The following is a 23,120-nucleotide window of genomic DNA, read 5'->3' as shown; positions in this document are numbered from 1 at the left end:
GCTTTCACGCAACTACAACCAATCATGAATCATGTCGACTATTTCTGTTATCGACCCTTTTTTAACTGGTATGTCAGGCACCGATTGTAAAAAAGCACTACCGTATGATGTAGTAACAAGCCTGCGATCAAAAATTAGAATAAGGCCTTTATCGTTTGAAGTACGGATCAGTCTTCCAAACCCTTGTTTGAATCTCAGGACGGCTTCAGGCAGAGATAATTCTGAAAAAGGGCTGCCACCGTTTTCCTTGATCAAAGCACACTTTGCAGCTGTTATTGGTTCATCAGGCGGTGTAAATGGAAGCCTAACTATTATCAAGCATGATAGATCCTCACCCGGAATATCAACACCCTCCCAGAAACTGCTGGTCCCGAATAAAATTGCTTTTTCGAACCGTTTGAAGTTTCTGGTCAGTCTTGTCCTGCTGCCTGCAGTAATTCCCTGTGCAATCAGAATAAATTTTTCAAGGAGACCGCTCTCTTTTATTAATTCATAAGTTTTTTCAGCATCTCATGGGATGTGAATAAAATCAGCAACCGGCCTTTAGTTGCTTCTGCTATAGAGATGATATGTTCCGTTATGGCTGCCACATAGTCATCGTTAGAAACAGACTTAATATCCGGCAAGTCATCAGGGACAATGAGCTTGACCTGAGATTGATAGGAAAATGGCGAAGGAATTTGCTTTTCCATCAGCGTATTTCGCAGTCCCAATTCCTTTTTGATATAGGAGAAGGAATTATTAACAGTGAGGGTTGCTGATGTAACAATTACGCTTCTTTTTTTCGAAAAGAATGTTTCTGCCAAATAATCAGATACATAAACAGGGCGTGAATAAATTGTCGTTGAATTCTGCAAAGCCCTCATATCTGCCTCAATCCATCTCACATAACCGCCTTCGTCCATGAATAAGGTCCTGGCCGTAGTACGGATTTTTTCCAAATCCTCTGTAACCGAAACAACCTCCTCAAGGATTGATTGCTCCACGCCTGTATAGCATGAGGGCTTTTCCCCGCCTCATCCAGCCTTCCTTCCAGAGCGGTGATCAAATCCTTTAGGTGGAAATAAAACCTTTCTGCGGTTGTTTTCAATGCAGTCCAAATCCGGTTATCTCTGTCCGGAACCATGCTTGCATTCAATTTGCTGCCATAAGATTTATTCTTCAATGCTTTTCTAGCATAAGTCCCTGCAAGTTTGAATAGTTCTTCTGTTTCATATACCAAATCAGATATCAACTGATTGATTTCAAACGTATGAAGTCTGCTGTTTCCCAGCGCGCCGTTATTATTGTAAAGCAATGTCTCCAATTTATAGAACAACTGGTTTTGATCATATAAACCAAGCTGATTCAGTACCAGCCTGACAGCCAGATAATCCAGTGACTTGCCAAAATACTTTCCTGCTGCCTTTTCGAGTTGATGACCTTCGTCGAGTACTGCATAGTCATAATTCGGCAGCGGACCCTTCTCTGAAACAAGGTCGGCAAGCAGCATTGAATGGTTAGTGATCAAAATATCCGCATTATGTGCTTTTTCGATTGCCCTTTGATAAAAGTCATAATCCTCCCAGTGCTTCGTCTTGAGGAAAATGGCGCGTTCATTTTTCACTTTACTCCAGAAAAGCATGCCCCCACTGGACAAATTGAGTTCATCAAAGTCTCCAGTTTCTGTTTGCGTAAGCCAAACAAGAATCTGCATTTTAGAAAGGGCTGTATCGTAATTATCCTCTATCTCCCTCAGAGAGTGTTCAAACCGGGCCATGCTGATGTAGTTGTTCCTGCCCTTAATCAACGATGCATTTATGGTCGTTTCCAACACTTGTGCCAATTTTGAAATGTCATTGAATAAAAGCTGTTCCTGAAGCTGTGTAGTATAGGTACTGATCACAACCGGTTTCTTACTTTCCAATGAAAAAATTGCTGCAGGAATCAAATACCCAAGTGACTTCCCTACACCCGTTCCCGCTTCAATTAAAGCATGGCCACTCTTTGAGAATGCTTCACGAACGCAGTCCATCATTACGAACTGTCCTTGTCTGATCTCATAGCCAGAAAATGCCTTTTGGAGTAAAGACATCTTTTCCGCCACTGATTCCGGATATATAATAGCACTTTGGTTAAGCTTGCGGATCACCGCTCTCTTTTTCAAGGCAATCCCACGGTAAACCTCAATATATTCAGGTAAGATCTCCAGTCTGCTCTCCTTCATACTCAAAACATCATCGAAAATTAAGTGAAGGTCACTCTTAAGACCCTCTGAGAGCTTTGCCAGTTCCTTGACTGTGACCAAAGGCAACGCTTTTATAACCTCAAGCATTATCAGGAGCAACTCTGCCGTCACTTGTGCATCACTATCAGCCTGGTGAGGGCGGTCATGATGCAAACCCTCCCTTACGGCCAAATCTGTCAGTTTATAACTGTCAGCAGTCGGATAAAGGATTCTTGCCATTTCCACAGTATCTATAACAGGACCATAAAAACCTTCCTGACGTGAATTTACTAATTCTTCTTGTAAAAAGGAAAGATCAAATAAGACATTATGAGCCACAAAATAAGCATCTTCCAGCATATCAGAAACCTGCGGAGCGATTTCCTCAAATAATGGAGCATCTTTCACCATTGAATCAGATATTCCTGTCAACTCTTCAATGAAAGCAGGAATCTCCTGCAATGGATTGACAAGCGAGGAATATCGGCCAGTAATCTTCCCATCCTCAATGATCACTGCTCCAAATTGTATAATACGATCACCCTTTTTAGGGGAATTGCCCGTTGTTTCTAAATCTACAACCACAAATTTTTGGCTCATTCTTCAATACACCTCTAACATTCAGTCAAACAAAACCGTATCATAAAAAATATGAAAGTGAAAGCGTGACAGTGTCTGTATCGTCCCAACTTTTCAGATTCAATCCCTTCCAGTCCTACTCCTATTATTACCATTACAACCACTTTTGGATTATTCTTTTTTTCTGTGGTTGGCGTATGAAAAACTCCCGATAGTACGGGAGTTTTCTTGTATTATAGGAATACCGTTCTTTCCGGTTCAGCATGCAGCATTTCAACTATACGGTTATTCTCATCCATCAACGCTACTTTTGGCTGGTGGGACGGAACCTTCTCTTCAGGGACAAGTGCATAGGAAATGATGATCACAACGTCACCCTCATGGACTAGACGGGCTGCTGCACCATTCAGGCACACTACTCCGCTCCCTCTTTCACCCGGAATAATATAAGTTTCGAAACGCGCGCCATTATTATTATTGACAATTTGAACCTTTTCGTTAGCTACCATTCCGACTGCGTCCAGAATATCGCTGTCGATCGTGATGCTGCCGACATAGTTCAGATTTGCTTCAGTTACTCTTGCTCGATGTATTTTAGCATTCATCATGGTGCGGAACATGGAATAAATCCCCCTATATAAATTATTCTGCTTCTAAAATGGCATTGTCAATCAGTCTCGCTTTTGAGAACTTCACCGCAAGGGCAATGATCACTTTACCCTTCAATGTCACCAACTCTTGCAGCTCAGGATAGGAATAGATTTCAACATAATCAACTATACCTGAAGTATTCTCATGGATATGATGTTTCATCATTCCAACAAGTTCTACAGGATTCCTTTCGCCTCTCTCAATGGCGAGCCTAGCCATCTCCAGGCTTCTGCTAAGCTCGACTGCCTGCTGTCTTTCATCTTCACTTAAATAGACATTTCGCGAACTTTTTGCAAGCCCATCATCTTCACGTACTGTTTCAACTGGAATCAATTCTATCGGATAATTGAAATCCTTGATCAGGCCATCGACCACTGCGACCTGCTGGGCATCCTTTAGGCCAAAATATGCCCTCGTCGGAAGGATGATATTAAATAGCTTAATTAAAACAGTTGCTACTCCGTCAAAATGCCCTGGCCTTGATTTGCCGCAAAGGACATTTGTCCGGTCAACAACAGATACTTTTACCGAAGCGTTATCGGGATACATTTCTTCAGCAGAAGGATAGAATATAAAATCTACCCCTCAGCCTCCGCAATCTTATGGTCGTGCTCAAAATCCCGAGGATAGGCATCCAGATCCTCTGCAGGACCAAATTGAAGCGGGTTCACGAAAATGCTCAGGACAACAACGTCATTATCCGGACGCGCCCTCTTCATCAAAGATATATGGCCTTCATGCAGAAAACCCATGGTTGGTACATATCCAATGGATTTCCCTTCAGATTTTAATTTTTGCATCTTTTCCTGCATCTCGGTGATTGTTCTAATGATTTTCATTCTTTTCCCCCGTACAACGCCTGCAGTTCTTCTTCTTTCATGGTAAAGCTATGTTTATCTTCTGGGAAGGCCTTATGCCTGACTTCTGAAACATAGGCACTGAGCCCGGAAGAGATTAGTTCATTTACATTCGTATATTGTTTCACGAATTTCGGTACACGGTCCACGCCATAGGTGATAATATCGTGGTATACAAGTACCTGTCCGTCAACTTCCGCTCCAGCCCCGATTCCAATTGTCGGGATTGCAAGGGCCTGGCTGACTTGTTCTGCAAGCTGTTTAGGTACGCATTCCAGCACAACGGCAAAGGCACCTGCCTCTTCGCATTTTTTTGCGTCATCAATCAGTTTTTTTGCCGCATCCGCACTCTTCCCCTGCACTTTATATCCGCCTAATACGCCTACAGATTGTGGGGTGAGGCCCAGATGTGCTACGACAGGTACCCCTGCCTTCGTAAGTGCTTTTATATGGTCAATAACCTCATCGGCACCTTCTAATTTCACGGCGTTTGCCCCTGTTTCCTGCATGATTCTCGCACCATTTATAAGCGTGTCTTTGATCGACAGATGATAGCTCATAAATGGCAAATCGACAACAATGAATGTATTGCCTGCTCCCCGCCTGACAGCTTTCGAATGGTGAATCATATCCTCCATTGTCACTGGTACAGTCGAGTCATAGCCAAGCACAACCATTCCAAGGGAATCACCTACGAGGATCATATCAGCTTCAGCCTGTTCTGCATGCTTGGCTGAAGGATAATCATAGGCTGTCACCATGACGATCTTGTTGCCTGTTTGCTTCATTTTTAAGAAATCAGTTGTTTGTTTCATTTTCGTTCCTCCCTTTTTCTGAAGAGGAGATAAAACAATCCATCAATGCCAGACACTAAAAAAGGATCCATCTATGCCAGAAGGACCCTTTGAAGCCTGTACTTGTTTCATCCCTCTGTCCCAGTCCGCTACCGGATCCAGGCAGAACTATTTTTTTATAAAATAAATCAACAAGGTGCAGTTCTCTCGATACCGCCCAGATTGATTATAGCAAATGACTGCATTTTTGGCTATATTACTGAGTTAACCTTCTATCTGGATATCCGCGGAGTAAATGTTATGAATTTCCCCTGCTGAATCCTCAATCAAAAGAACTCCGTCTTCAGTAATCCCGGTTGCTTTCCCTTTGATTTCACCAGTAAGGGTCCTTGCAGTGATTTGTTTACCGATGCTTATGGCGTAGCTTTCCCACATCAGCTTAATCGGGAAAAAGCCTTTTTCGAGATACAGTAAATACAATTTCTCCAATTTTTGCAGTATAATCCGGATCAATTTTTCCCTGTCTATTATATTGCCGGTTTCTATAGCGAGCGACGAAGCGATTGTTCGGATATCTTCAGGGAAATCTTCTATGCTTGTATTTACATTGATGCCGATTCCGATAATGATTGAATTAATCCGATCTGATTCAGCTTGAAGCTCCGTAAGAATCCCGGTAATTTTCTTGCCGTTAATGAGAATATCATTCGGCCATTTTATTTCAGGCAATAATCCTGTTACTTCCTCTATTGCCTGCACAACACCTACTGCAGTTATCAATGTCAGCTGCGGAGCCTTCGGAATAGGGATTTTGGCCTTAGAATGAGGCTCATCCATATACCTGTGTATTTTGGGGAATGCCACTTACGGTCCATCCTCTCTGCCTGCAGTTTGCTCTTCGGCAATCACCACAGTTCCCTCTTCGCCATTATTATAAGCCAGTTTATACGCAATTTTTTGAGTAGATTCCACGCTGTCATGGTAGTGCAGATTCCTGCCAAGGAATTCAGTGTTTAAACCAAGGGTTATTTTATCCGCAGACATATTGTCAGGTATTGAGATAATTTTGTATCCTTTTCTTCTGACCGCCTCAAATTCAAAACCTTCCTTGCGAAGCTCCTCGATATGTTTCCACACCGCCGTACGTGTGCAGCCCGAAATGTCAGCCAAATGTTGGCCGGATAGATATTCAGTTTCATTTTTTGTAAAAGCATCTATTAATTTTTTCCTGATCTCAGATTGGACGCGTTCAGCCATTCCTTTATTTTCTCCTTCTCATTTGGCACGATGCCATAGATAACAGAACGTTCGATTTCCTCAAGAAGCCCGCGCAGCCAGGGACCAGGCTGTTTATCCAGCCAGCCCATAACATCATTCCCCGTTACGTTCAATTCTTTTCGATGTTTGATCGGAAGCCGCTCATGCAATTCCTTGATTTTTTCGGTACTGCCAACAATATTTTGCAGAGACGCAAACACCATTTCAGCGCTAATTGCATCTTCCAGTCCTGCGTTATAAACCAATTCCGGATTCCAATCATTTTTAAGGCGGTGCAATAACAACAAATGAATTTGTTTGATTCGTTTAATTTTTTGGACTGGAAGCTTCCATTCTCGCAGGAATCCTTCAATTTCTTTGTCCTTCAAACCTAATTCATATACTAGCAGTACCCATGATTCCGCCAATTGGAAATCCTGTTTAAGATGTCTTGAAAAACGTATTACTTCCGCGCGCTGACCTTTCAGTCCTGGCAAATATTGAATCATTCCAGTATTCGCAAGCAATTGGACTGCTTCTCTCCTGGCTGGCCCCTTAAGCAATTTTTCGAATTCAACAGTTTTGCGTTCTACCGCTATGTTCTCCAGAAGATGACAGAGACTTGTAAGCGATTCTAAAGTCTGTGTTCCAATCGAAAAAGATAATTGTGACTGGAATCTAACAGCCCTAAGCATCCTCAAGGCATCTTCACCGAAACGTTCATCTGGATTGCCTACTGTCACAATTTCTTTTTTGTTTATCGCTTCTTTGCCCGCGAAAGGATCGAGAATGTTCCCTTTTTTGTCCATAGCCATTGCATTCATCGTGAAGTCACGCCGCTGGAGATCCTCATTTAATGACCGAATGAAAGAAACCTTATCGGGTCTTCTATAATCTGTGTAATTTTCTTCGGAACGGAATGTCGTTATTTCATAATGTTCACCTTTATAATGGACGAGAATCGTTCCATGTTCAATTCCCACATCATTGGTTTTAGGAAAAATCCGTTTTAACTCCTCAGGTAACGCTGAGGTTGCGATATCAACATCGGATATCTCGCGACCGAGGATATGATCCCTGACAGAGCCGCCGACAAAATACGCTTCATACCCTGCATTCTCTATTAACTTAAGGACAGGCACTGCCTGTATGAATGGCTGGCCAATCATTGTGCATCCTGCCCGACAATACTATAGTATATACTTTCGTATTCTGATACGATTTGTTCAGCGCTGAAGTTTTTTTCTGCCCTTTCTACCGATTTCTCAGCAAAGCGCTTGTGGATTTCAGGGTTTGAGAGTATATTAACAGCTTTTTCTGTTATTTCTTCGATATTTCCTAATTCGCATATGTAACCAGTCTCTCCGTCCACAATCACTTCCGGAATACCTCCTACATCGGTACCGATACATGGTACACCGCAAGCCATAGCTTCTAAAGCTACCAACCCGAAGCTTTCCTTTTCTGAGAGAAGAAGCATCAAATTACTCAGTGAATATAGCTCCTCTACCCTCTCCTGTTTTCCAAGCAGCAGGACTTTGTCGCGAATCCCCAATTCACTTGCAAGGTTGCAAACAATCTTCATTTCCGGTCCATCTCCAACAAGCAAAAGCTTAGCCGGCATTTTTTCTGCGATTCCTGCGAATGCTTTGATCACATCCGGAACTCTTTTAACGGACCGGAAGTTGGATACATGGATGACCACTTTCTCTTCAGGAAGGATTCCATATTCCTTTCTAAGGTCTGAGGAATCAGTCCGTTTATTGACACGAGTGTCTATGAAGTTGTATACACAGCCAATTTCCTGATCTGGTTTGATCAAATCATAGGTTTGCTGGATAAGCGAATTGGACACTGCTGTCACAACATCCGATTTTTCAATACCGAAGCGAATGGCATCCGTTAGAGATGGATCATATCCAAGTACGGTAATATCGGTACCGTGAAGCGTAGTGACAATCTTCAGATCACGTCCGCTCATCTGGCGGGCCAAAATGGCACAGACAGCATGGGGAATAGCATAATGGACGTGGAGGACATCTAAATTTTCCAAGACTGCGACCTCTGCAATCTTGCTGGCCAGCGCAATATCATATGGTGGATATTGGAATACTGAGTATTGATTGACCTCCACCTCATGAGAATAAATATTTCGGTACATTTTCTTCAGCCGGAAGGGAAGGCTCGAGGAAATGAAGTGAATCTCATGACCCTTCTCCGCCAGCAGCTTCCCAAGTTCTGTTGCGACAACACCAGATCCTCCCACCGTCGGATAGCAGGTGATGCCAATTTTTAATTTCTTCATTTACCTTCCCCTAACAAATCCTTATGGATTAACAATGGTTTTTTGGACATAAAGCCTTCGGCATATGCGACGCCAGCTTCCTTGCCTAGTAATTTCTCGCGCGCCTCGACTGTTTCGATATAGCCATTCACTAGCGGGGTATCGAAAGTTCCTGACCCTTTCATGAATTGGCTTTCGTAAGCATTCAGCGCATTGATTTTTAAATGGATATAATCCGATACATCAACTATAAAATCTGGTTTATGTAATCCATTGATCATATAAAAATGTAAAGCTTTTGGTCTGTGCGGCTTAAGCCCGTTCTCTTCATCATATTTTCTTACTGCTGCCGAAAAGACCGCCTCCTCAACAAGGCGGGCACAGCTGCCATGGTCAGGATGACGGTCATCAAAATAAGGTGCAAAAATTATGTCCGGAGTATTCCGCCTGATCACTCTAACAATTTCCCTTATGTATTCTTCCTTTAAAAACAAGCCTCTGTCCGGCAAGTCAAGCGCTTCCCTCATCTTCACTCCAAGAATTCCGGCTGCTTCGTTTGCTTCTCGGCTCCTGATCTCTACTGTTCCGTTTGATGACATCTCTGCTTTGGTCAAATCACAAATTCCGATTGATTTTCCTTCAGCAGCATATTTTGCGATTGTACCGCCCATCCCGATTTCCACGTCATCAGCATGTGCACCAAATGCCAGTATATCAAGCTTCATTGCTTCCATATTTATCACCAGTTTCCTCATTCATTATATTTCGCCAATCAAGGTCTCCTCTTTCAATCCCTTTTATGAGAATCTCAGCTGTTCCCATATTGGTCGCCAGCGGAACAGAATATACATCACATAGCCGAACGAGGGCAGTCACGTCTGGTTCATGCGGCTGGGCAGTCAATGGATCTCTGAAGAAAAGCACTGCATCTATAAGGTTATTTGCAATCCTTGCACCAATTTCCTGGTCACCGCCAAGAGGACCGGATTGAAACCTCGTCACTTCCAAACCCGTTGCTTCAATGATCCTCAATCCTGTTGTCCCGGTTGCAAATAATGTATGCTCTTCAAAGATTTCCTTATAAGCGACAGCGAAACCCACTAGGTCATCTTTCTTTTTATCATGTGCAATTAAGGCAATGTTCATGGTTTCTCCCCTATTCTATGATATTCTCTAATCCGTAAACAAAAGCATCCATTTTCATGACTGTATCCACCGCAAGCTTGACTCCAGACATAAAGGAGCTTCGATTGTATGAGTCATGGCGGATCGTTAATGTTTGTCCGTCAGCACCGAATAATACTTGCTGGTGGGCAATCAGCCCTGGAAGTCTCACTGAGTGTATATGCATACCTTCATAATCCGCACCGCGCGCACCTTGAATTGTTTCCTTTTCGTCAATGTGTCCTTGTGTTTTCGGTACACGCACATCAGATATCATTTGTGCCGTTTTCACTGCTGTACCCGATGGCGCATCAAGCTTCTGGTCGTGGTGCAGTTCAATGATCTCAACATCATTGAAATACTTGGCAGCCATTTGCGAGAATTTCATCATCAAAACGGCTCCGACTGCAAAGTTTGGAGCGATGATACAGCCTGTTTCCTGTTCAGCGCATAGCTGTTCAAGTTCTTTAAGATCTTCTTTACTGAACCCTGTAGTCCCTACCACTGGGCGAACTTTATATTTCAATGCGGTCTTAGTATGGAACATGCCTACTTCGGGTGTCGTCAGGTCAATAAGTACATTGGGCTCAACTTCCTGGAGACATTTCTCGAAATCTGTATAAATTAAGGCATCACTCGCTGGAAAGCCCTCGAGCTCACCAACTTTCATTCCTTCATATTTCCTGTCAACAACTCCCACGAGTTCATATGTATCCGTCCCGAGCACCAAATTGACAGCCTCTTTACCCATTCTTCCTCTTGGTCCTGCAATTACAACCTTTACTTTTTCCATATATTTAGTCTCCTTCAGCTGTCTTTTCTAGTCCAGCGGTCTTTGTCCCTTGTATTGAACTTTTCCATGACCATGTTATGTGCTTCTTCAAGGTCTATATTTAAAGAGTTGGCAAAACAAATCATCACAAATAGCATATCTCCAAGCTCTTCTTCTATTGTTTTTTCTTTTTCATCGTTTTTCTTTGGCTTCTCGCCATAATAATGGTTTACCTCACGAGCCAGCTCCCCGAGCTCCTCGGTCATGCGTGCAGTCAAAGCAAGAGGACTGAAGTAACCTTCTTTAAATTGGCTTATATATGAATCCACTTCCTGCTGGAGTTCTTTCATCGTTTTCTTTCCACTCAAGAAACTCACCCAACCTTTTTATGTATGTTTATCTATATCGATGTTAGCTTAATGGAGGTACTTTGACAAATATTTTTATTTCAAACTAATCATAGGCAATCATTAATAAAGCTTTTTTCCCACTTATACACTCCTCACAATACGGACTTGAAACATAGAATATTGCGACTCTTTATGCCCCTCCTGTAAAAGATTGCCCTTGTTGGTTATATTTTATATAATATAAGCGCTTTGTAAGGTAAATTTTAGTGTACTTATAGGAGGAATAAATCGTGCTTAACGGCTTAAAAATTAAAAACACCTTCTTCATTCTGCTTGGTGCGGCTATTTTCTCATTCGGCCTTGTTCATTTCAATATGCAGAATAACCTCGCAGAAGGTGGTTTCACCGGAATTACACTTTTGCTTTATTTCGTATTCGGGTGGTCTCCTTCCATTACCAACCTATTATTGAACTTGCCGCTTTTTTTCATAGGCTGGAAGCTACTCGGCCGGAATGTATTTATTTATACAATCATAGGTACAGTAGGAGTCTCCATTTTTCTGGCTATATTTCAAAAATATCAAATCGAGATGCCATTATATGAGGACTTGTTTTTAGCTGCCCTGTTTGCGGGAGTGTTCATCGGAATCGGCCTTGGGATCATATTCCGTTATGGAGGAACTACAGGCGGAGTCGACATTATCGCAAGGCTGGCTCAAAAGTATGTTGGCTGGACAATGGGTAGGACAATGTTCATGTTTGACTTTGGTGTCATTACACTTTCTCTTATTACATATTTGAACTACAGGGAAGCCATGTATACACTTGTGGTCGTTTTTGTAGGAGCCAGAGTGATCGATTTTATGCAGGAAGGTTCCTACGCTGCCAGAGGAGCTATGATCATCTCAGAGAAAAGTGAGGATATCGCAGCGAAAATCATGAAAGAAATGGACCGTGGAGTCACGAGCCTGAAGGCTGTAGGCTCTTATACAAAATCCGAAAGAGATGTTTTATACTGCGTAGTTGCCAAGAATGAAATCGTCCGATTGAAAAGTGTCATTAATTCAGTCGATCCCCATGCATTTGTTTCTGTTACGGTTGTCCACGATGTACTGGGTGAAGGATTTACGCTTGATGAAAATAAACTGCCTCTTGAAAGATAAAAAATCCGGATGATTATCCGGATTTTTTATTCTTCACTGCTAGTCATGCCTGTGTAGATCATTACTAAACGAACAAGTTCAAGTACTGCAACAGCTGCTGCAGCTACATATGTCAAAGCGGCGGCATTCAATACTTTCTTCGTTTCTCTTTCTTCATCATTCCTGATGATCCCAGCTGAAACTACCTGTTCCATTGCACGGTTCGATGCATTGAATTCAACCGGCAAAGTTACCAGTTGGAAAACAACAGCTGCGGCCATGAAAAGGATACCTAGTAAAAGCAGTCCGCTTAATTGAGCAAAAATTCCAATGAGGATCAGAATCCAGGAAAAGTTTGAACCTAGGCTTGCTACTGGAACAAGAGCATGGCGGAATCTGAGGAACGAATAGTCCTCAGCATCTTGAATCGCATGGCCTACTTCGTGAGCAGCAATTGCGGCAGCTGCGACTGAATGGCCAAAAAAGTTATCTGAAGATAATCGTACAACCTTTGAACGCGGGTCGTAGTGGTCACTTAAATAACCTCTGGTTTCTTCGACTCCAACATTGTATAAACCGTTATCATCGAGAATCTTACGAGCCACCTCTGCACCCGTCATTTGGGATGAAGAAGCCACCTGTGAATATTTCTTGTATGCTCCTTTTACCTTGAATTGAGCATAACGGGATCAAAATAATAAGCGCAAAGTAGATTATTATAGACATCTAATACCTCCCCTTACATCTCATGATGTTAACACTATTTTATAAATAGTAGAATACTTTGTCAATTCCTATGTTCTTTTTGGACGTCTTTCTTTTTATCATGGTCGCCTCGATATTTTTTCCAGCCCACATAGGACAGTGTAAGGATTATGATGCTTCCTGTAGAAATCATTACCCACCACAATGAAGGATCTGCTTCATCCTCCGTCATATCATCAAAGATATTCTGTAAATCTGATTCTAACCCTTCAAGTTCTTCCTGGCTTGAAGCTTCTTGCAATACCTTTGGGCGGTACTGATCGATAAAGCTGACTTTAGCATCAACTTTTTGGATTCTCTCCGGATTGATGTCAATCTTCATGCTTGGATAAATCACATTGTATAATGACAGGAATGAATTAAGGTTCGAATGAAACTGGTCATTGTCACCCTCATATGCAGCAGTCTTCATATCATTGAAAACAGTCATGATGGGCCCTTCCATCTCTGTCCATAACGGCTGGTGGGTGGATGCAATTGCGTCAATTACAAGCCTGAATTTTGTAACTCTGTTCATCCTTTCAGCATGTCCCAGATCAGCGTTTGCTACCGCCTCAACTGCTTCATCATGTGCCACAGTAATAATTCGCAGTTCATCCATAGTGAATGGCCGTCCATCCCCTGTAACTAGTAAGAATTCTTCTGAAAAATGATTCAACAATCTGTTTGCATCATCATAACGGTGCAGTTTCACCATTTGCAGTGCTTGGTCTGATATATTATTCAGTTCTTCAACAGGCGACTGTGGTTCTGCGTATGCTGCAAACGGTGCAATCAATAGCAAAAGCACCGAAATGAATATAAAATATTTTGCTCTCATTCCTGTCCCCCCTCTAAATACTATTAAAATGTATGAGTGGGTGGACAAGGTTAGACCATAATTCAAGTGTTATCTTGAGTTTTTTAATGAAAGTAAGAACCGATCTGGGCGCAGCGCGAAGTAATACCCGACAGCGATCGAGAAAATACTTAACCAAAACGTAAAGTAACCGATCTGGTCCATGTACAAATCTAGCGTATGGTATCTTGGCATCATTTTAAAAACATAATCAATGATTTCATTATGAAGAAGTACAACTGCAGCTACAATCAAATGCCAAGGTTTTATTCGATAAAAAGGAGCATATAATACACCTTCCACTGCCATCGCAAAATGGGATGCCATCAGCATAAGCCCAATCCAATCAAGCTGACCAGAAACGAAGAATACCATTAAATTCATGACCACCGCCCAAAGGCCATACTTGACCAAGCTTACAATAGCCAATGCTTCCATAAGCGGGCAGTTTTTCCCCATCAGGAATGCCCCTAAAACGAAGACAAAGAACAAGCTTGCAGTCGGGCTATCGGGTACGAAAAAAAGAAAGTGCAGCGGCGTATCGACAAGCTGCCACTTGTACCAATAATACCCGTATGCAGTCCCGAACACATTTACCCAAAATAAAAGCCATAATACAGATCTATCCCCTAGTAAAGGGTATATTCTTTTAATCATTTTGACGATCTCCATTTCCAAGTTTTCTATCACTATTATTACAGTTTATAGAAAATAAACCAAGTTTTCCTTATAGGTTTTCATGATGTGCTATATGTTTCTAAGCATTACCTGTTCAATCTTCAATTTTCTTATGTATGAAGAGAACCCAAGTCAAAGTAAATACAATTTGCAGAACAAAAAGCGCAAGCGCCTCGATCAGCCCCGACAAGCGCTGGAGGGCCGACCAGTGAAGTCGTTCTTTGACTTCATTGGGCGGACCGAAGCGTCTCGAGGGGCCAGGCGCTGGAGCTGGATTAAGAAAACTTCATGAAGTTATCCAGAACTCAAAAATTTTATAGTTTCCTTAACTATAAAAAAGAACCTGCAAGTTTCCTTACAGGTTCTTTGACATATTACTCGCTAAGACCGTCGATGAATTCAGCAAGAGTCTGAAGTTCCTCGTCCGTTCCTTTGAAGACCGCAGGCATGCTTCCTTTACCATTCTTAGCAACATCAGCAATTTCTTCGGCGCTCATTTTTGAATCTAACAAACTTGGCGCTGCAGCACCGCCGGCGAGTTCTCCGCCATGGCAGGAAGTACAGGTTTGAGCTTGTGCAATTTTGTAACCATCAGAGTTCTTGTCGATTTCGACATCCACAATCTGGCCTTGTTTCTTGGCTGCTTCCCAGTCATGGTGGTCAACAGATTCCCAAGTGAGATAGAAAACAGCAGCGATTGACAACAGCATAAAGCCAGTTGCGAGCGGTCGCTTTGATGGACGGCGTTCCGGACCGCGGTCAATAAATGGAGCAAGCAAAAGCGCTCCAAAAGCAAGACCCGGGATAACCAATGCTCCGATTACAGTATATGGACCCGAAGCATATGAATATTTAAGCAATTGATATAAGAATAAGAAATACCAGTCTGGCAGCGGGATATATGCTGTATCCGTAGGATCGGCAATCCTCTCAAGCGGAGGCTGATGAGCAATTGTCAGGCTCAAGAATCCGATTAGGAAAACAGCACCAACCATCCATTCCTTCAACAGGAAGTTTGGCCAAAACGCTTCCGTTTTGCCAGGGTATTCCGAGTAATCTTTCGGAATATTAGGCTTACGTTCTGCAGGGACACGTGAGTCTCCTACGAACTTCATACCTTTACCACGATGCATCGAGCAATCCCCTCCTTTTTTCGTATCATTGGCGAATCTCTATTCGCACAACTATTTCATTCATATTTTACAATGGACCAGAAATACCTTGCTTACGAATCATCAGGAAGTGCGCTCCCATTAAGCCTAATAATGCAGCAGGCAAGAAGAATACGTGGATCGCGAAGAAACGAGTCAAGGTTTGTGCACCAACGATCGTTGAATGTCCGGAAAGCAATGTTTTAATGTATGGCCCAATCAATGGGACAGCTTCGGCAATCTGCAATGTAACCTTTGTTGCGAATAATGCTTTCATATCCCATGGAAGCAAGTATCCTGTCAAGCCAAGAGCTAACATTACGAAGAAAATTAAAACTCCGACAACCCAGTTCAATTCACGAGGTTTCTTATAAGCGCCCTGGAAGAACACGCGAAGCGTATGTAAGAACATCATAACGATGACAAGGCTCGCACCCCAGTGATGCATTCCGCGGACAATTTGTCCAAACGCTACCTGGTTTTGAAGATAATAAACAGATTCCCATGCATTCTTGATGTCCGGCACATAATACATTGTCAGGAACATTCCGGAAAGAATCTGAATGACAGTGATGAAAAACGTCAGACCGCCAAAGCAATACACGAACGCAGAAAAGTGGTGCGCCGGGTTAACGTGCTCAGGAACCTCATGGTCTGCGATATCGCGCCACAAAGGCGTAATATCCAAACGCTCATCTACCCAATCGTAAATTTTGTTTAACAAAGATTACGCCCCCTTTCGTGGTTCGGCTTTTCCTACATAAAGGAACCCGTCTTTTTCTTTGGTTGGATATACATCCAATGGTGCCAACGGCGGTGTGCCTTTGACGTTCATTCCGTCCTTTTCATAAAGGCCGTAGTGGCAAGGGCAGAAGAACATGTTTGGATTTTTCTTATCCGTATTCCAGTCTACAACACATCCAAGGTGTTTACATACTGGTGACAGGGCAACAATCTCCCCGCCTTCGTTCTTGAATACCCAAGCAGTTCCAGTTTCTTCAGATTCATACCATGCATCTTTTTGTGTAAAGCTAAAGTTTACTTTTTGCGGTTCATTTGCAATATCTGCGATCTTCAATGGAGTCGCGATAAAATCTCCCGCATCTTCACCCTTAAGTACAGGATCCACGGCAAATCGAACCATTGGCATCAGCATCCCTGCAGCCATGAAACCGCCTACACCTGTTAGAGTATAGTTTAAGAATTGACGTCTTGAAACACGATGCTTACTCACGCTATTCCCCCCTCTATTCCCAAGTTAAGTCCCCAACGGACATAATTTAAACACATTTCAAAACTAGGACATAACCATGATATATCAATCTCATTACAAAATCAATATAATACTATGTTGAAAACATTTTTCGCAGTGATAAAAATAACATCGGATTAATACTATTGCCATTTCTCAGTGAACAAAGATAATAGCTGATTTACCTGATCCTCCACGATGGCCATTTTCTGCTGCTCCTGCATATGCTCAAAGGACAATGACGGCAGCCACAACAGGTTACCAGTTAACTCCTTCTCTTGCTGCCTCCAGCTGCTGTCAGATGTAACATAAAACACATGCTTGAATTGCTTGTCCAATAAAGTGTTTTCCCATTCTTTCAGGGTTTTCACATTAGCTTCATGTCCTTTTATGTACGCAAAATCGGGAAATAAGAAGATACGTCCCTTAAACTGCTTTTCCAGCTGTGCAGTAAGGATTCCTATGAATTCTGCCATCGAAGCATTTTGTTTCATGTCATCACCAAAAGAAACTGGCAATAATGGCACGATTGCCGTGTCTACATATTCCGCAGCTTTCTGGTACATATCTACATCTGCTGCCACCCATCTCATAAAACCAACTCCATCATTCTATTAGGCTCCTGTCGTTTCTACCTAAGTAATTAACATAAGTACTCTACGACTTAAAGCCCCGCCATTCAATCCATCCCTATAATATCACGATTAAAACTCGTTTTCGAATGGTTTGTTAGGTTCAGGCATTTCTGCTACTCCTCCTTAGAGTTTTGCCCGAAGTGAGGTTCGGTTCGGACATTTCAGCGACTCTACCTTGGGATTTTGTCGGAAGAAGGTCCATGTTCGAATATTTTCTTGCCACACCGTTAAGTTCTTGTCCATAAGAAAATGGTTTTGGCACAAACCAGCGACTCAAGCCACAATAACAGGCAAAATAAAAAGCCTGCTATCAATAGCAAGCTATAACGAATTAACTGCGCCCAATCTTTTTAATTGTTCTGTAAGATGTTCGAAGGCTTCCTGGTCCTGGCTGTCCAGTGCCTCGTCGATCATGGTGAGCAGTTTGTCTTTTTGGAATTTTTGAATACTCTCCTCAAGAAATCTCTCTGCTACCATCTTGTCACTTTCACTGATTTGGAGCTGGCCTGGAACATAAGGGTTTTCTTCCAGCACGGCCGCAAACTGGTGGGCTTTGTTTGAAGCGTGGAAATTCAGTTGGATGTAGATTTCTTCTTCCCTGTTCAAACGAATGTCGTGGAAAGACTTTTCAGCATCTGTCGTCATCACGTTTTCTTTAAAGAAGCGGAATGGTATTGCATCCACGCAATGGGTCGACATCACTAATCCCCTTGGACAATATTGTGCACTTTCACAAAGTGCACCTTTTCCATCAGCTGGTCATGGCTCATCAAGTAGTTAAGGATCCAAACGCATTCCCGCCTTTTAAGCTGGTAATGGTTTAAGAACCAGCGGATAAAATCCTTTTTCTCGTTGACAGATACAGGGGTTGTCATTTTTGAATCCCTCCTCTGCATAACTCATTTTTTTTGTTAAGGCTACAGATTCTCCGTCATGCGTTCCAACAATTCACGGAATTCTTCATTGCCAGGTTCTTTTTCAACTAACTTACTAAAAATTTCGGCGGCGTCGGCCATTTTTCCTTCTTCAATTAAAAAATATCCGTAGTCTGTCAAAAATTCCTTGTTGTCTTTAAAGAAAGTATATGCGAGTTGGTATTTGTTTAATGACAGTGAAAAATCTTCAATTTGCTGGTAAGCCACTGCCTCATCCCAAAGAATTTGTGGTTCCTCTTCTTCTTCGTGGATGTCAGCCGCCCGCACAAGCTCAAGTACATCTTCATAGCGCTCCTGCTTAAGCAGCAGTTTGTTCAGGACAAGGACTCCTTCCATGAATCCTGGATCAAGAGCGATTGCTTCACGAAGCAATTTTTCGGCAGCTTCCTCGTCGGGAATTTTCAAAGCTAATTTGCCGCCATAAAAGTACAAATCCTTATTGAACTCATCCTGCTCGATTCCCTGCTTCACTGCATCGAAGGCCTCTTCGACCATTTCTTCGCGCTCATAAGCTTTGGCAAGGTAAAGATAAAGGGAATGGTATTCAGGATCAAGGGCTTTTAATTCCTCAAACTTTTCAATCGCTGTTTTATTATAGCCTGCCTGCAGGGCTGTAAAAGCAAAGCCAAACAATGTATTAATTTCCAGTTTTTGCTCAAGCGCTTTTTCATAAAAATGGAGTGCTTCCTCAAACGATCCGCAAGCACTTAACGCCTCTGCCATTCGCTGGTTAATGTTCACTCCGCCTATCTCTTCATGTGACTTAAGAACTGTTTCGTAATACTGGATGGCTTCAACAAGTTTTCCCTGGGAAGCGTACAGCTCACCAATAGCAAAATCGATGACTGGCTCATCCGGTAAAAGCCTTTTGGCTTCAAGCAGCTTCTTTTCACTCACTTCAAACAGACCTTCCATCTGATACAGGTCAGCCAATAGAAGCAGCGCTTGAGGAAAAGAAGGATCCTTTTCGTCTACTTTTTCAAGCGAAAGCATTGCCTCTTCCTCTTTGCCCATTTCGATTCGGGTTTCAGCGAGCAAAACATGCAGTTCGCCCTCATCTGGATATTTCTTCAACAAACTCTCGATCAATGCCTCCGTTTCTTCCATGAAACCGAAGCGGAATAATTCCTCGGAAAGCAGGAATTTTTCTTCGTCGCTGCCGTTTTCGAGAATTCTTTGATAAGCAGCCATAGCTTTTTCAAGCTGTCCATTTTCAATATAATTTGTTATTTCTTCTACTCCGACCATTTCTATCATCCTATCCTTACTTTAGGCTAATCTATATTTGCCAGTTTGCATAGAGCTGATTAACCAGCAATGCCTGAAGGTTTTAGTAATTGTCTGTAAAAAATCCTGGTGTCTTAATTATAACATTCTCTCCCTTTCCAGGCCGATAATAAACCTCGGCACCCGCGCGAATGACTTTCCCCTTATCCACAGTCACTTCAAGATGATTCGATTGAAAAAAAGCCCGTGCTCATCACGGTATTTTGTTTCCGGACTTATATTGTATAAATTATAGCTAAGTTCTCCACCACTATGCAGATTTGACTTTTCAGGGAAGATTCCGTCTTCTTTAAAATAGACCTTGACACAGGGCCTGGATTCGCTAAGTCTTCATATACTGCGGGAACCTTCTCTTTTTTCATCAAATCGCTCCAGACATTGAGCTGCAGCTGCCTCCCTTTATTATGCTTACTTTCAGGAAGGATTGGAATGACTGGACAGTTATATGGAAACAGCGCTTCCTTGATCCATCCCCACGGCATCGTCTTCAAAGAGTTCATTTCGTCGATCTCCAGAAAAATCGCTGGGACTTTCATTTTCTTACACTTCCGGATAAATCCTGGATTCAATAATCGCGGCGGAATGCTGACCCCCAGAACAAAATCGATTGGGCTGTCTAACAAATTACTTTTCGCCTGCTTAAGCTCTTCTTCAAGCTGCCGTTCAAATTGGATCTTTACTGTTGTGAATACAACTGTGCACCCCTTTAGAATAAAATTTCTCAGGTAATATTCTTTTCTCTCTTTAAAAGATTCTTTTATAGGGATGTTCGTATCAAAGAGGACATGGGTTGGGGTCATAATATAGTTGTCAGCATCCATCCTCATGTAGTTATAACGTTCAAATTTGGATGTTGTCGATATGATTCGCTGGTCCTCCACCAGTATACTTGTTTCTGTGAAAGCTTGTCCCTTCAAGAGATGGACATTATCTATAATGTATGCCATAAAACCACTCCTTTATCGGTCTTATGACAAACTATGCAGAAATTCCGAGAATATAACGACGGCAGTGCTTTTTATAGTGAAGGCAACCTTATTCAAAGACAGAAGGCCATCCATTTATCATGATTGGCCTTCAAGACAATATTTTATTCATTTTCTCACCAGCAAATACAGGTCATCAAAAAAACCAGGATATGAAACAGCGACCGCTTCGCTCTGTTCAAGGATGACATCCTGTTTACAGAGCAGGGCAGCGATGGCCAGCATCATCCCGATCCGGTGGTCGCCATGTGCTGATACAGTCCCCCCATCAAGGCTTTGTTTTCCCTGTATAATCATGCCATCATCTGAAGCCTCAATGTTTGCTCCAAGTTTCTTGAGTTCATTCACAACAGTATCAATTCGATTTGTTTCCTTAACCTTTAATTCCACTGCATCCTTAATGACCGTAGTTCCCTCTGCCTGAGTTGCCAGCAAAGCAATGACCGGAATTTCATCGATTAATCGAGGAATCAGATCGCCTTCGACTATTGTGCTCTTCAGCTTAGAATGCTTAATTCTGATATCCCCAGCAGGTTCAGCTGATTCACCTTCGTATGGTTCGATAGTGAAATCTGCTCCCATTGCTCTAAGCACATCAATTATTCCAGTTCTTGTCGGGTTTAAACCAACATTCCGGAGTATGACGTCACTCCCAGGAACGATTGCCGCTGCCGCCAGAAAAAATGCGGCAGATGAAATGTCACCAGGAACATTTATATGTGTACCCTTTAGTATTTGTCCGCCAGTTACCTTTACGGAATGCCCTTCACGTACAACTTCGCCGCCAAACTGCTTGATCATGCGCTCAGTATGATCCCTTGTTTTCACTGGCTCAACAACATTTGTCTCACCTTCAGCCTGCAATCCGGCAAGGAGGATTGCCGATTTCACCTGCGCGCTTGCGACTGGCAGTTCATATGTAATTCCATGTAATTTTCGGCCTTTCACCGTCAGCGGAGTGAATTCGCCATTATTCCTTCCCGTAATACTTGCACCCATTTTGCCGAGAGGAAGAGTCACTCTAGTCATCGGCCTTCTGGCAATCGATTCATCACCTTCAAGGTTTGATGTAAAAGGCAATCCCGATAGTATTCCCATCATCAGCCTGATGGTTGTCCCAGAATTCCCAACATACAGTGTATCCTCAGGCTGATTCAACCCGTCCACACCTTTTCCGATAACTGTTACATCGCTCCCATTCCGGACAATATTAACGCCTAGCTTGCGGAAGCAGGAAATTGTACTTAAACAGTCTTCTCCCGGCAGGAAGTTTTCGATACGGGTGATTCCATTGGCAATGGAGCCAAACATGACTGCTCTATGCGATATTGATTTATCGCCAGGTACTTTAACCTGACCTTCCAAAGTGTTTCTATTTGTCATAAGTGTTTTTACGGACATATTTCTGCTCCTTCAGTCTACTTTGCAAGAGACATATCATAGTCTGTATTTTTCCCGATGCATTCCTTTGCCCTGGCACGGTCTTCAGGTGTCTGGAAGCTGATCACGAGGACCCCATAAATATCTTCACGAGTTTCTATGATTCTTATATTCGTTATACTGATGTTTTCAACCGCCAGATAACCCGTGATTTCAGAGATCACTCCTGGATAGTCGGGAACATCTACGAAAAGGTCATAGAAACTAGGGATAGCTCCTTTGTCGCTTACAGGGAGGCTATCCCGGTATTTTTTCGCCGAATCAAAGAAATCATAGATGCTATCTCTATCTTTAGTAACCAATAATTCTTTTACCCGCCCCATTTCATCCTGCCAGTCAGTTAACAGGGAAATTAGGACTTCCCGATTCTGAAGAAGGATATCTCTCCACATCCGCGGATTGCTTGATGCGATTCGGGTGATATCCCTGAAACCGCCAGCCGCCAGGCGGTTGACAAGAGGATTTCCTTCATCAGCCCTTGACGCCTGGTGGACAAGGGAAGCAGCTATGATATGCGGAAAATGGCTGACCACCCCTGTAAGATAATCATGCTCTTCGGGGGTAACATCGAGGAACTTGGCCCTCGTACCAGAAAGCCATATTTTAAGTCGATCTACACTCTCACTTCTGACCAATGGATCAGGAGTAAGAAGATAAATGCATTTTCAAACAGGATTTTCTTCGCTGCAGCAACACCACTTTTATGAGAACCAGCCATTGGATGGCCTCCAATGAATACAATCCCTTTTTCTCTCAGACGGGATGCCTTCTTTGAAATGAATCCCTTCGTACTGCCTGTGTCTGTAACAATGACATTATTTTTCAGTTGCAATTCAGCTAAAGATTCAATAATGCTTCCGGTGGTCAATACTGGAGTCGCTATAATGATTAAATCCGCCTTTGGAGCTTCGATTTCAAAACTTCCAGCTGCCCGGTCAATGACACCCAGCATCATGGCCAGGTCCATTTGGTCTCCGTCCGCATCAAATCCGATGAGCTCTGCCCCCGGATGCTGCTCTTTAATACACATCGCCAGAGAGCCGCCAATCAAACCAAGACCAATGATCAATACGCGGCCTTCCATAAGTTCCACACCC

The 23,120-nt window shown here is 42.7% G+C and carries 22 protein-coding genes and 5 pseudogenes; 2 read left to right on the top strand and 25 right to left on the bottom strand.

The annotated features are described in order from the left end of the window. Positions 1–12 precede the first annotated feature (12 nt). The 13 genes and pseudogenes from JCM21738_RS24945 to JCM21738_RS00570 all read right to left on the bottom strand — a co-directional run bounded on the left by JCM21738_RS24945 (position 13) and on the right by JCM21738_RS00570 (position 10,914). Positions 13–450 (bottom strand): helicase C-terminal domain-containing protein, encoded by a 438-nt coding sequence (locus tag JCM21738_RS24945; protein ID WP_243462826.1) that lies wholly within the window; start codon positions 448–450, stop codon positions 13–15. 35 nt (positions 451–485) lie between these two features. Continuing rightward, positions 486–887, bottom strand: a complete 402-nt coding sequence (locus JCM21738_RS24940; protein WP_243462823.1) for a hypothetical protein — start codon at positions 885–887, stop codon at positions 486–488. Then, on the bottom strand, positions 884–2,806 hold the full coding sequence (locus JCM21738_RS00620; RefSeq protein WP_243462822.1) for an exonuclease domain-containing protein: 1,923 nt from the start codon (positions 2,804–2,806) through the stop codon (positions 884–886). The genes JCM21738_RS24940 and JCM21738_RS00620 overlap by 4 nt, the downstream gene beginning before the upstream one ends. Positions 2,807–3,018: 212 nt before the next feature. After that, positions 3,019–3,405 (bottom strand): aspartate 1-decarboxylase, encoded by a 387-nt coding sequence (gene panD, locus JCM21738_RS00615; protein WP_023627569.1) that lies wholly within the window; start codon positions 3,403–3,405, stop codon positions 3,019–3,021. Positions 3,406–3,427: 22 nt separating this feature from the next. Continuing rightward, a pseudogene (gene panC / locus JCM21738_RS00610) lies at positions 3,428–4,275 on the bottom strand (pantoate--beta-alanine ligase). Next, complete coding sequence (gene panB, locus JCM21738_RS00605) at positions 4,272–5,108, bottom strand: 3-methyl-2-oxobutanoate hydroxymethyltransferase (RefSeq protein WP_023627567.1); 837 nt, start codon at positions 5,106–5,108, stop codon at positions 4,272–4,274. Before panB ends, panC begins: the two are co-directional and overlap by 4 nt. 243 nt (positions 5,109–5,351) lie before the next feature. Then, positions 5,352–6,344: pseudogene (locus tag JCM21738_RS00600) on the bottom strand (biotin--[acetyl-CoA-carboxylase] ligase). Continuing rightward, the gene (locus JCM21738_RS00595) at positions 6,305–7,513 is read right to left on the bottom strand and encodes a CCA tRNA nucleotidyltransferase (RefSeq protein ID WP_023627565.1); all 1,209 of its coding nucleotides are present in this window, start codon (positions 7,511–7,513) and stop codon (positions 6,305–6,307) included. The pseudogene JCM21738_RS00600 and the gene JCM21738_RS00595 overlap by 40 nt, the downstream one beginning before the upstream one ends. Further along, complete coding sequence (gene bshA, locus JCM21738_RS00590) at positions 7,510–8,649, bottom strand: N-acetyl-alpha-D-glucosaminyl L-malate synthase BshA (protein WP_023627564.1); 1,140 nt, start codon at positions 8,647–8,649, stop codon at positions 7,510–7,512. The genes JCM21738_RS00595 and bshA overlap by 4 nt, the downstream gene beginning before the upstream one ends. After that, on the bottom strand, positions 8,646–9,362 hold the full coding sequence (bshB1, locus tag JCM21738_RS00585) for a bacillithiol biosynthesis deacetylase BshB1 (protein ID WP_023627563.1): 717 nt from the start codon (positions 9,360–9,362) through the stop codon (positions 8,646–8,648). Before bshB1 ends, bshA begins: the two co-directional genes overlap by 4 nt. Continuing rightward, entirely contained in the window at positions 9,343–9,774 is a 432-nt protein-coding gene (gene mgsA, locus JCM21738_RS00580) for a methylglyoxal synthase (RefSeq protein WP_023627562.1), read from the bottom strand. Before mgsA ends, bshB1 begins: the two co-directional genes overlap by 20 nt. Before the next feature lie 10 nt (positions 9,775–9,784). Beyond that, positions 9,785–10,585, bottom strand: coding sequence for a 4-hydroxy-tetrahydrodipicolinate reductase (gene dapB / locus JCM21738_RS00575; RefSeq protein ID WP_023627561.1), 801 nt, complete (start codon positions 10,583–10,585; stop codon positions 9,785–9,787). A 14-nt stretch (positions 10,586–10,599) separates the two neighbouring features. Further along, the gene (locus tag JCM21738_RS00570) at positions 10,600–10,914 is read right to left on the bottom strand and encodes a nucleotide pyrophosphohydrolase (RefSeq protein ID WP_031308449.1); all 315 of its coding nucleotides are present in this window, start codon (positions 10,912–10,914) and stop codon (positions 10,600–10,602) included. Between the two features lie 290 nt (positions 10,915–11,204). On the opposite strand from JCM21738_RS00570, the gene JCM21738_RS00565 reads away from it, so the two are divergent. Beyond that, positions 11,205–12,077, top strand: coding sequence for a YitT family protein (locus tag JCM21738_RS00565; protein WP_023627559.1), 873 nt, complete (start codon positions 11,205–11,207; stop codon positions 12,075–12,077). A gap of 26 nt (positions 12,078–12,103) precedes the next feature. Here the strand turns inward: JCM21738_RS00565 and JCM21738_RS00560 are convergent. The 3 genes and pseudogenes from JCM21738_RS00560 to lhaT form a co-directional block, all read right to left on the bottom strand. Further along, positions 12,104–12,782, bottom strand: a pseudogene (locus tag JCM21738_RS00560) (zinc metallopeptidase). A gap of 61 nt (positions 12,783–12,843) precedes the next feature. Then, positions 12,844–13,641, bottom strand: a complete 798-nt coding sequence (gene ypjB, locus JCM21738_RS00555) for a sporulation protein YpjB (RefSeq protein ID WP_023627557.1) — start codon at positions 13,639–13,641, stop codon at positions 12,844–12,846. Positions 13,642–13,710: 69 nt separating this feature from the next. Next, positions 13,711–14,313, bottom strand: coding sequence for a lipoprotein heptaprenylglyceryl N-acetyltransferase LhaT (gene lhaT, locus JCM21738_RS00550; RefSeq protein ID WP_031308444.1), 603 nt, complete (start codon positions 14,311–14,313; stop codon positions 13,711–13,713). Positions 14,314–14,410: 97 nt separating this feature from the next. Here lhaT and JCM21738_RS23705 point away from each other — a divergent pair, with 97 nt between their 5' ends. Further along, positions 14,411–14,629, top strand: a complete 219-nt coding sequence (locus JCM21738_RS23705) for a hypothetical protein (RefSeq protein WP_148296033.1) — start codon at positions 14,411–14,413, stop codon at positions 14,627–14,629. A gap of 82 nt (positions 14,630–14,711) precedes the next feature. On the opposite strand, the gene JCM21738_RS00545 is transcribed toward JCM21738_RS23705, so the two are convergent. The 9 genes and pseudogenes from JCM21738_RS00545 to JCM21738_RS00505 all read right to left on the bottom strand — a co-directional run bounded on the left by JCM21738_RS00545 (position 14,712) and on the right by JCM21738_RS00505 (position 23,107). Beyond that, complete coding sequence (locus JCM21738_RS00545) at positions 14,712–15,470, bottom strand: menaquinol-cytochrome c reductase cytochrome b/c subunit (RefSeq protein WP_023627554.1); 759 nt, start codon at positions 15,468–15,470, stop codon at positions 14,712–14,714. Between the two features lie 67 nt (positions 15,471–15,537). Continuing rightward, positions 15,538–16,212: a menaquinol-cytochrome c reductase cytochrome b subunit gene (gene qcrB, locus JCM21738_RS00540; RefSeq protein WP_023627553.1), complete on the bottom strand. Its 675-nt coding sequence runs from the start codon at positions 16,210–16,212 to the stop codon at positions 15,538–15,540. A 3-nt stretch (positions 16,213–16,215) separates the two neighbouring features. Then, positions 16,216–16,722 carry a QcrA and Rieske domain-containing protein gene (locus JCM21738_RS00535; RefSeq protein WP_023627552.1) on the bottom strand — a complete coding sequence of 169 codons (507 nt, stop codon included), beginning with the start codon at positions 16,720–16,722 and terminating at the stop codon, positions 16,216–16,218. Positions 16,723–16,883: 161 nt separating this feature from the next. After that, on the bottom strand, positions 16,884–17,333 hold the full coding sequence (locus JCM21738_RS00530; RefSeq protein WP_023627551.1) for a YpiF family protein: 450 nt from the start codon (positions 17,331–17,333) through the stop codon (positions 16,884–16,886). 363 nt (positions 17,334–17,696) lie between these two features. Continuing rightward, a pseudogene (locus tag JCM21738_RS00525) lies at positions 17,697–18,250 on the bottom strand (ReoY family proteolytic degradation factor). A gap of 42 nt (positions 18,251–18,292) precedes the next feature. Continuing rightward, positions 18,293–19,558, bottom strand: coding sequence for a tetratricopeptide repeat protein (locus tag JCM21738_RS00520; protein ID WP_023627549.1), 1,266 nt, complete (start codon positions 19,556–19,558; stop codon positions 18,293–18,295). Positions 19,559–19,812: 254 nt separating this feature from the next. After that, positions 19,813–20,544 carry a hypothetical protein gene (locus tag JCM21738_RS00515; protein ID WP_052019524.1) on the bottom strand — a complete coding sequence of 244 codons (732 nt, stop codon included), beginning with the start codon at positions 20,542–20,544 and terminating at the stop codon, positions 19,813–19,815. A gap of 147 nt (positions 20,545–20,691) precedes the next feature. Beyond that, a complete protein-coding gene (gene aroA / locus JCM21738_RS00510; RefSeq protein ID WP_023627547.1) occupies positions 20,692–21,984 on the bottom strand; it encodes a 3-phosphoshikimate 1-carboxyvinyltransferase in 1,293 nt (430 codons plus the stop codon). 17 nt (positions 21,985–22,001) lie between these two features. Next, positions 22,002–23,107, bottom strand: a pseudogene (locus JCM21738_RS00505) (prephenate dehydrogenase). Between the last annotated feature and the right edge of the window lie 13 nt (positions 23,108–23,120).

The organism is Mesobacillus boroniphilus JCM 21738 (assembly GCF_000517385.1).
Classification (GTDB): Bacteria; Bacillota; Bacilli; order Bacillales; family Cytobacillaceae; genus Mesobacillus; species Mesobacillus boroniphilus.
Note: the sequence above shows the minus strand (reverse complement) of the source record. Positions and strands in the feature narration are given on the sequence as shown.

Bases quoted from the DNA above. Each gene is read 5' to 3' on its own strand.
- JCM21738_RS00520 (WP_023627549.1), bottom strand. From the start codon at position 19,558: ATGGTCGGAGTAGAAGAAATAACAAATTATATTGAAAATGGACAGCTT.
- JCM21738_RS00530 (WP_023627551.1), bottom strand. From the start codon at position 17,333: ATGAGATGGGTGGCAGCAGATGTAGATATGTACCAGAAAGCTGCGGAA.
- aroA (WP_023627547.1), bottom strand. From the start codon at position 21,984: ATGTCCGTAAAAACACTTATGACAAATAGAAACACTTTGGAAGGTCAG.
- JCM21738_RS00620 (WP_243462822.1), bottom strand. From the start codon at position 2,806: ATGAGCCAAAAATTTGTGGTTGTAGATTTAGAAACAACGGGCAATTCC.
- JCM21738_RS00545 (WP_023627554.1), bottom strand. From the start codon at position 15,470: ATGCATCGTGGTAAAGGTATGAAGTTCGTAGGAGACTCACGTGTCCCT.
- dapB (WP_023627561.1), bottom strand. From the start codon at position 10,585: ATGGAAAAAGTAAAGGTTGTAATTGCAGGACCAAGAGGAAGAATGGGT.
- ypjB (WP_023627557.1), bottom strand. From the start codon at position 13,641: ATGAGAGCAAAATATTTTATATTCATTTCGGTGCTTTTGCTATTGATT.
- mgsA (WP_023627562.1), bottom strand. From the start codon at position 9,774: ATGAACATTGCCTTAATTGCACATGATAAAAAGAAAGATGACCTAGTG.
- panD (WP_023627569.1), bottom strand. From the start codon at position 3,405: ATGTTCCGCACCATGATGAATGCTAAAATACATCGAGCAAGAGTAACT.
- JCM21738_RS00595 (WP_023627565.1), bottom strand. From the start codon at position 7,513: ATGATTGGCCAGCCATTCATACAGGCAGTGCCTGTCCTTAAGTTAATA.
- bshB1 (WP_023627563.1), bottom strand. From the start codon at position 9,362: ATGGAAGCAATGAAGCTTGATATACTGGCATTTGGTGCACATGCTGAT.
- JCM21738_RS23705 (WP_148296033.1), top strand. From the start codon at position 14,411: ATGTTTCTAAGCATTACCTGTTCAATCTTCAATTTTCTTATGTATGAA.
- JCM21738_RS00570 (WP_031308449.1), bottom strand. From the start codon at position 10,914: ATGAAAGAACTCCAGCAGGAAGTGGATTCATATATAAGCCAATTTAAA.
- bshA (WP_023627564.1), bottom strand. From the start codon at position 8,649: ATGAAGAAATTAAAAATTGGCATCACCTGCTATCCGACGGTGGGAGGA.
- panB (WP_023627567.1), bottom strand. From the start codon at position 5,108: ATGAAACAAACAACTGATTTCTTAAAAATGAAGCAAACAGGCAACAAG.
- JCM21738_RS00515 (WP_052019524.1), bottom strand. From the start codon at position 20,544: ATGGCATACATTATAGATAATGTCCATCTCTTGAAGGGACAAGCTTTC.